Origin of the sequence: Pseudomonas sp. NDM, from assembly GCF_003105095.1 — a bacterium.
Classification (GTDB): Bacteria; Pseudomonadota; Gammaproteobacteria; order Pseudomonadales; family Pseudomonadaceae; genus Aquipseudomonas; species Aquipseudomonas moraviensis_A.
The window spans coordinates 1-6,805 of record NZ_QETJ01000216.1 but is presented as its reverse complement, the minus strand read 5'-3'; the positions used below and the strand labels follow the sequence as shown (position 1 = coordinate 6,805).

The following is a 6,805-nucleotide window of genomic DNA, read 5'->3' as shown; positions in this document are numbered from 1 at the left end:
GGAGCGAGCCTGCTCGCGAAAGCATTCTGTCAGTCACCGAATGTATTGACTGGCACGCCCTCTTCGCGAGCAGGCTCGCTCCCACAAGTCCGCGCAAGTTACAGATATTTCAACCAGCTGATGTCCCGGCGCCGCGCTTTCAGTTGCGAAAACCAGCGCACTGCCGGGTACAACACCACGGCAAGGACCACTGCCGCCAGCCACACCGCCGCCACCGTCGAAAAGCCGAAATAGCTGCCCTGATTCAGCCCGAACAGCGCCACGCCAATCAGGTACAACACTTTCAACACGTACAGATGCAGCAGATAGAAAAACATCGGCGCCGAGCCGAATACGGTCAGCCAGCCAATCCAGCGGCGACTCTGCACGCGCTCGAAGGCGAGCAGCAGCAACAGGCCGGAGCTAACGGTCAATGCGATGAACAGCAGTGACGGCGGGTACTTGGTGATGTTGAAAAAGCTCATCAGCGTCTGCACCAGCGAATCGCTGACCGCCCACGGTTTCTCGCCGTAGCCGTTGATCAAGCGCAGTGCCGCAAACCCCAGCAACCCACCGACTCCGGCAAGCAGCAAACGACGCTGATGCACCGCCGCATCCATACCTCGGGCGAACCACGTGCCCAGCGCATAACCCAGACCGATCACACCTATCCACGGCAGCAGCGGGTACGAGGTACGCAAGCGCAGGGTGTCGCTGATCTCGATCCAGCCTCGATCATGCAGAATCGCCCAAGGCACATGCAGCGCCGACTCCACCGGGAAGTGCAGCGTATCAAGCAAGTTGTGCCCGGCGATGATCGCCAGGCTCAGCGTCAGCAGCACCGCGCGCGGCAACCAGACCAGCAGCGCCAGCGCGATCATGCTCAGGCCGATCGCCCAGATCACTTGCAGGTAGATCACGCTGGGCGGTAACTGGAACGTCCAGGCGAAGTTGACGAGAGTGAATTCCAGCGCCACCAGAAATAATCCGCGCTTGAACAGAAACGCGCTGACATCGGTTTTGCCAGCGTATTTTTCACCGTACAGCCAGGCCGACAATCCGGTCAGCAAGACAAATACCGGCGCACACAAATGCGCCAGCGTGCGGCTGAAAAACAGCGCCGGCTCGGTGCTGGCGACGTCCATCGGATCGGAGACCTGGCGGTGCAGCAGGAAGGTTTCGCGCACGTGATCGAGCAGCATGAACAGGATCACCAGGCCTCTGAGCGCATCAATGGAGAGCAGCCGGCCAGTCGTCAATGGGGCAGAACGGGGAAGCACAGGGGTCATGGATCTTTCGCAATCGAGAGGGATAACACCGGACGGCCACACCGCCGCCCGCAAATTCTCGTTACCTTATAACATCAAAAAAGCAAAACCCAAACATCTCAGGATCAAGGTTGCCCATCGGCCCCGGCCTTCTATAGTGAACAGGTCTGCCCTGCCGTCGCGGCCTTCCTTGAGCGTTGTCCATGGTCAACACCGAACACCTGATCATCTGCGAGCACTGTGATTGCGTGTACGAAAAAGTCGTGCTCGCCAAGCACCAGAAAACCCTGTGCGTGCGCTGCGGTGGCGTGCTGCAGCGCTTCAACGGCCTGACGATCGAGCAGCGTCTGGCGCTGACGTTCACGGCGGCGATGCTGTGGCTGTTTGCCAATTTCTATCCGGTGATGAGCATCAGCCTCAAAGGCATGAAAAACAGCGCGACGCTGTGGGATTCGGTGCTGGCGCTGAGCCAGGGACCGATCACGTTTATCGCCATGGTCGCGGCGATTGCGATCATCATCGCCCCGGCCTTTCAGCTGGTGCTGCTGGTCTGGGTGCTGGGTTTTGCCCTCGGCCTGCGTCGGGCACCGGGGTTCAATCTGTGCATGCGCTGGCTGGAAACCCTGCGCCCGTGGAGCATGCTTGAAGTGTGTCTGCTGGGGGCGATGGTCGCAGTGTTCAAACTCGCCGGCCTGCTCGATGTGCTGCCCGGGATCGGCCTGTTCGCCCTGGCGGTGCTGAGCCTGATGATGATCCGCATCGCCGGCCGGGACATCCGCGAACTGTGGGACATTTTATGAAGCGTCCGCCGACCGCCAGCGAACTCAACCTGTGCCTGTGCCACAGCTGTGGTCTGGCCTGCGATATGACCGACGAGCCACACGAGTGCCCGCGCTGCGATGCGCCGTTGCATCGACGCAAGACCAATTCGCTGGCGCGCACCTGGGCGTACATGCTCGCCGCGCTGGCCTTTTATGTTCCCGCCAATCTGCTGCCGGTCATGAACACGGTGATGCTCGGCAACGGCGCCGACAGCACGATCATGAGCGGCGTGCTGGAGTTCTGGGAAGCCGGGGCGTGGGACATTGCCTTGATCATTTTCATCGCCAGCATCGCGGTGCCGGGGATCAAATTCGTCGCCCTGACCCTGCTACTGATCACCGTCCAGCGAAACAGCGATTGGGCGCGCAGGGAACGTTCGAAGTTATATCGCTTCGTCGAGCTGATCGGTTACTGGTCGATGCTCGACGTGCTGGTGGTCGCGCTGGTCGCGGCGCTGGTGAAATTCCAGGCGCTGGGCGATATCGAGCCACGACCGGGCATCCTGTTCTTCGGCCTGGTCGTGGTGTTCACCATGCTCGCGGCGATGAGTTTCGACCCGCGCCTGATCTGGGACCAGGACACCAGCGACACGATCAGCGACGCAGAGCCTCCAGCAACACCTGCAACGGATGGCGCAGCGCCCGATCCGACTGGCGCTTGACCTGGCTGCGGCAGGAATAGCCGGTCGCCAACGCCTCGCCCTGCTCCGCCGGCGCCTGCACCTGACGCGCCCACGACTGCTCGTAAATCAACGCCGAGGTCTGGCGATTGCGTGCCTCGTGGCCATAGGTGCCGGACATCCCGCAGCAACCGGTGGCTTGCGTCGCCAGCTGCAAACCGGCACGTTCGAAAACCTGTTCCCACTGCCGGGTCGCGGCCGGCGCGTTGGTCTTCTCCGTGCAATGGGCGAGCAGACGAAACGCTTTGGCCTGGGCCTGAGGCGTCTGCTCCGGCATGACTTCGAGCAACCATTCCTGCACCAGCGCCACTTGCGGACAGGCCTGCAGGCCCGGGACTTTCAAGTACTCCTGACGGTAGACCAGGGTCATCGCCGGATCGAGCCCCAGCAGCGGCACGCCAGTCTGCGTCAGCGCCTGCAGTTGCTCAGCGTTGCGCAACGCCGCCCGATTGAACGCCGAAAGAAAGCCCTGCACATGCAGCGGTTTGCCGTTGGCGCTGAACGGTGCCAGATACACCTGATAACCCAGGCGCGAAATCAGCTCGACCAGATCCGCCAACAACGGCGCTTCGAAGTAGCGGGTGAAGGCGTCCTGCACGATGACCACGCTGCGTTCGCGTTGCTCCGACGTGAGCGTCGACAGTCTCGCAACCGTCGCTGGCTGCACCTGCCAACGACGCATCGCCGCGTGGAAATCGAAACGGCTGAGCAACGGCACATCGACCATGCCGCCGATACGCGCCAGTGCGCCACGCACCCGGCCAGCGCCCATCAAACCGTTATACAGCGCCGGAATCCGCGCCATGTACGGGATCGTATATTCCAGCGAAGCAATCAGATAATCCCGCGCCGGACGCAGGTAACGGCTGTGATACAGCTCCAGAAAGCGCGAGCGGAATTCCGGCACGTTGACCTTGACCGGGCATTGCCCCGCGCAGGATTTACAGGCCAGGCAACCGGCCATGGCGTCATACACCTGATGGGAAAAGTCCGCCGACGGATCGCGACTGTTACGCCAACGCTGCCACAGCGTGCGGAAGAACGCCGGTTGGCGAATCGCATCCGAAAGCACATCAACACCCGCCTCTCCCTGCAACCGCAACCATTCGCGAATCAGCGAAGCACGGCCCTTGGGTGACTGCGCGCGCTCGCGGGTGGCTTTCCACGACGGGCACATGGCGTCATCGGGATCGAAGTTGTAGCAGGCGCCGTTGCCGTTGCAATGCATGGCGGCACCGTAGCTCTGCCAGACCTTCTCGTCTATCTGCCGATCCAGCTCGCCACGCAGGGTCACTTCATCGATCTTCAGCAGCGCCGCGCCGCTGTTGGCAGGCGTGGCGATCTTGCCTGGGTTGAACTGGTTGAACGGGTCGAACGCTGCTTTCAAGGCTTGCAGCGCTGGATACAGTTCACCAAAGAATGCCGGCGCGTACTCCGAACGCAGGCCCTTGCCATGTTCGCCCCAGAGCAGGCCGCCGTAGCGCTGGGTCAATGACGCGACACCATCGGACACCGGGCGCACCAGCGCCGCTTGCTGCGGGTCTTTCATGTCGAGGATCGGCCGCACGTGCAGCACACCGGCGTCGACATGGCCAAACATGCCGTACTGCAAACCATGGCTATCGAGCAGGTCGCGCAGCTCGGCGATGTATTCGGCCAAGTGCTGCGGCGGCACGGCGGTGTCCTCGACGAAGGGCTGCGGGCGGGCTTCACCGGCGACGTTGCCGAGCAGGCCCACCGCACGTTTGCGCATGCCGTAGACCTTGTTCACCGCTGCCTGACCGACCGCCAGCGTGTGGCCCAAGCGCTCCACGGTGCGATCATTTTTCAGGTGTTCGACGAACGCTTCGACGCGACGCTGCAAATCTTCGGGGTCGTCGCCGCAGAACTCGACAAGGTTGATCCCCAAAGTCGGGCGCTCAGCGTTTTCGGGAAAATACTCGGCAACACCGTGCCAGACGATGTCCTGCATCGCCAGCAACAAGACCTTGGAATCGACGGTTTCAATCGACAACGGCTTGAGCGCCATCAACGCCCGCGCATCGCGCAGTGCATCCATGAACCCGGCGTAGCGGATATTGACCAGCATCGTATGTTTGGGGATCGGCAGCACGTTGAGACGCGCTTCGACAACGAAGCCCAGCGAGCCTTCCGCGCCACAGAGTACGCTGTTGAGATTGAAGCGCCCGTCGGCCTCGCGCAGGTGCGCCAGGTCATAACCGGTCAGGCAACGGTTGAGATCGGGGAAGCGTGCCTTGATCAGCTCGCCCTGCTCATCAATGATCTGCCGTGCACAACGATGGACTTCGCCGACCCGATCATTGCGAGCGCACTGCCTTTCAAGCTCATCCTCCGTCAGTGCCAGACCTTGCAGACGCTCGCCGCCGCGCAGGATCATCTCAAGTTCCAGCACATGGTCGCGGGTCTTGCCGTAGGTGCAACTGCCCTGGCCACTGGCGTCGGTATTGATCATGCCGCCGACCGTGGCGCGGTTCGAGGTCGACAATTCCGGGGCGAAAAACAACCCGGCGGATTTCAACGCGGCGTTGAGCTGATCCTTGACCACCCCGGCCTGCACCCGCACCCAGCGTTGTTCGACGTTGATTTCCAGGATGCGGTTCATGTGCCGCGACAGGTCGACAACGATGCCGTCCGTCAGCGACTGGCCGTTGGTGCCGGTGCCGCCGCCACGCGGGGTGATCACTACGTTCTCGTAGGCGGGCTCGGCAATCAGCCGTGCTACCCGCGCCACATCGCCCGCATCCAGCGGAAACACCGCCGCTTGCGGCAGGCGCTGGTAGATCGAGTTATCGGTAGCGAGCACCACGCGGCTGGCGTAATCGGCGCTGATTTCACCGCGAAAGCCGCTGTCTTTCAGGGCCGCGAGGAATTGTTGGTAATCGCCGGTCAGGGCTTTGGCGGGCGACAGCTGGGCAATCATCGGTCAGGTCATCTCGGTCAAATCGGGCTGTGTGGCGGTGAACAGTTGTGCGCAACGAATGATTGCGTCAGGCTCCGCCATCTGATTGCGCCCATGTTCATTGCTGGCAAACCTTGGAACAAGCGTAAATTCGGCCCGCTATCAATGAGTTTTACGAATGAATCCGCGCACCCTCACGCCGTCCATGTCGCTGCTGCTGGCTTTCGAGGCCGCCGCTCGCCACGAGAGCTACACCCGCGCCGCCCATGAACTGTCACTGACGCAGAGCGCGGTCAGCCGGCAGGTACAGATTCTCGAGAAGATGCTCGGCATGCGCCTGTTCACTCGCGAAGGCCGGCAGGTGGTACTGACCGATGTCGGGCGCATGTATCAGCGCGAGCTCGCCGAAGCCCTTGGGCAGATTCGCAGCGCGACGTTGCAGGCGATGGCGTTTGGTTCGGGCATTCACAGCCTGCGCCTGGCGACGTTGCCGACCTTCGGGTCGAAATGGCTGCTGCCACGGCTGAAGGATTTCTACACGGCGCACCCGGGCATGACCGTGCACCTGCACTCGCGGATCGAGACCATCGACTTCGACACCAGCGAAATCGACGCCGCCATCTGCGTTGGCGGGGGTGAGTGGCCAGGCCTGACTGCCCTGCCCTTGCACACCGAAGAACTGGTGGCGATTGCCAGCGCGCAGCTGCAGGAAACTGAACGCGACGAGGCCGAGGGGAACATCGCCGGGCAGTTGCTGCTCAACGTCAGCAGCAATGCCCAGGCGTGGGCGGAATGGTTCAGCCATCATCAACTGCCGCACCGCAGCATGAGGATCGGGCCGAGCTTTGAGATGACCTCTCACTTGATTCAGGCGGTACGCGCCAATATCGGCGTGGGCCTGGTGCCGCGAATTCTGGTCGAGGAAGAATTGCTCAAGGGCGAATTGCTGCAACTGGGCGAGCCAATTACCAGTCGGCGCAGCTATTACCTGGTGTATCCGCCGCGCAATGAGAATCTGCCTTCGTTGAAGGCGTTCAGGGATTGGCTGCTGGAGACGCTTTGACAGCACCGGCGCCATCGCGAGCAGGCTCACTCCTACAGGGGAGCGCATTTCAAACTGTAGGAGTGAGCCTGCTC

5 protein-coding genes are annotated in these 6,805 nt (G+C 61.9%); 3 read left to right on the top strand and 2 right to left on the bottom strand.

Features of this window, described 5'->3' with window-relative positions; genetic code table 11:
- Positions 1-98: 98 nt before the first annotated feature.
- The gene (locus DCO47_RS24815) at positions 99-1,268 is read right to left on the bottom strand and encodes a DUF1624 domain-containing protein (protein ID WP_116659134.1); all 1,170 of its coding nucleotides are present in this window, start codon (positions 1,266-1,268) and stop codon (positions 99-101) included.
- A 182-nt stretch (positions 1,269-1,450) separates the two neighbouring features.
- On the opposite strand from DCO47_RS24815, the gene DCO47_RS24810 reads away from it, so the two are divergent.
- Together DCO47_RS24810 and DCO47_RS24805 are read left to right on the top strand one after the other, a co-directional pair.
- Positions 1,451-2,047 carry a paraquat-inducible protein A gene (locus DCO47_RS24810; protein ID WP_042606737.1) on the top strand — a complete coding sequence of 199 codons (597 nt, stop codon included), beginning with the start codon at positions 1,451-1,453 and terminating at the stop codon, positions 2,045-2,047.
- Entirely contained in the window at positions 2,044-2,730 is a 687-nt protein-coding gene (locus DCO47_RS24805) for a paraquat-inducible protein A (RefSeq protein ID WP_083352561.1), read from the top strand. The genes DCO47_RS24810 and DCO47_RS24805 overlap by 4 nt, the downstream gene beginning before the upstream one ends.
- On the opposite strand, the gene DCO47_RS24800 is transcribed toward DCO47_RS24805, so the two are convergent.
- Positions 2,663-5,689, bottom strand: a complete 3,027-nt coding sequence (locus DCO47_RS24800) for an FAD-binding and (Fe-S)-binding domain-containing protein (RefSeq protein ID WP_116659133.1) — start codon at positions 5,687-5,689, stop codon at positions 2,663-2,665. The two genes, DCO47_RS24805 and DCO47_RS24800, sit on opposite strands and share 68 nt — an antisense overlap.
- A 157-nt stretch (positions 5,690-5,846) precedes the next feature.
- Here DCO47_RS24800 and DCO47_RS24795 point away from each other — a divergent pair, with 157 nt between their 5' ends.
- Positions 5,847-6,731: a LysR substrate-binding domain-containing protein gene (locus tag DCO47_RS24795; RefSeq protein ID WP_116659132.1), complete on the top strand. Its 885-nt coding sequence runs from the start codon at positions 5,847-5,849 to the stop codon at positions 6,729-6,731.
- The last annotated feature ends 74 nt before the right edge of the window (positions 6,732-6,805 follow it).

What these genes read in the sequence shown, in the direction of transcription:
- DCO47_RS24815 (WP_116659134.1), bottom strand. Translation starts at nt 1,268, where the DNA reads ATGACCCCTGTGCTTCCCCGTTCTGCCCCATTGACGACTGGCCGGCTG.
- DCO47_RS24810 (WP_042606737.1), top strand. Translation starts at nt 1,451, where the DNA reads ATGGTCAACACCGAACACCTGATCATCTGCGAGCACTGTGATTGCGTG.
- DCO47_RS24795 (WP_116659132.1), top strand. Translation starts at nt 5,847, where the DNA reads ATGAATCCGCGCACCCTCACGCCGTCCATGTCGCTGCTGCTGGCTTTC.
- DCO47_RS24805 (WP_083352561.1), top strand. Translation starts at nt 2,044, where the DNA reads ATGAAGCGTCCGCCGACCGCCAGCGAACTCAACCTGTGCCTGTGCCAC.
- DCO47_RS24800 (WP_116659133.1), bottom strand. Translation starts at nt 5,689, where the DNA reads ATGATTGCCCAGCTGTCGCCCGCCAAAGCCCTGACCGGCGATTACCAA.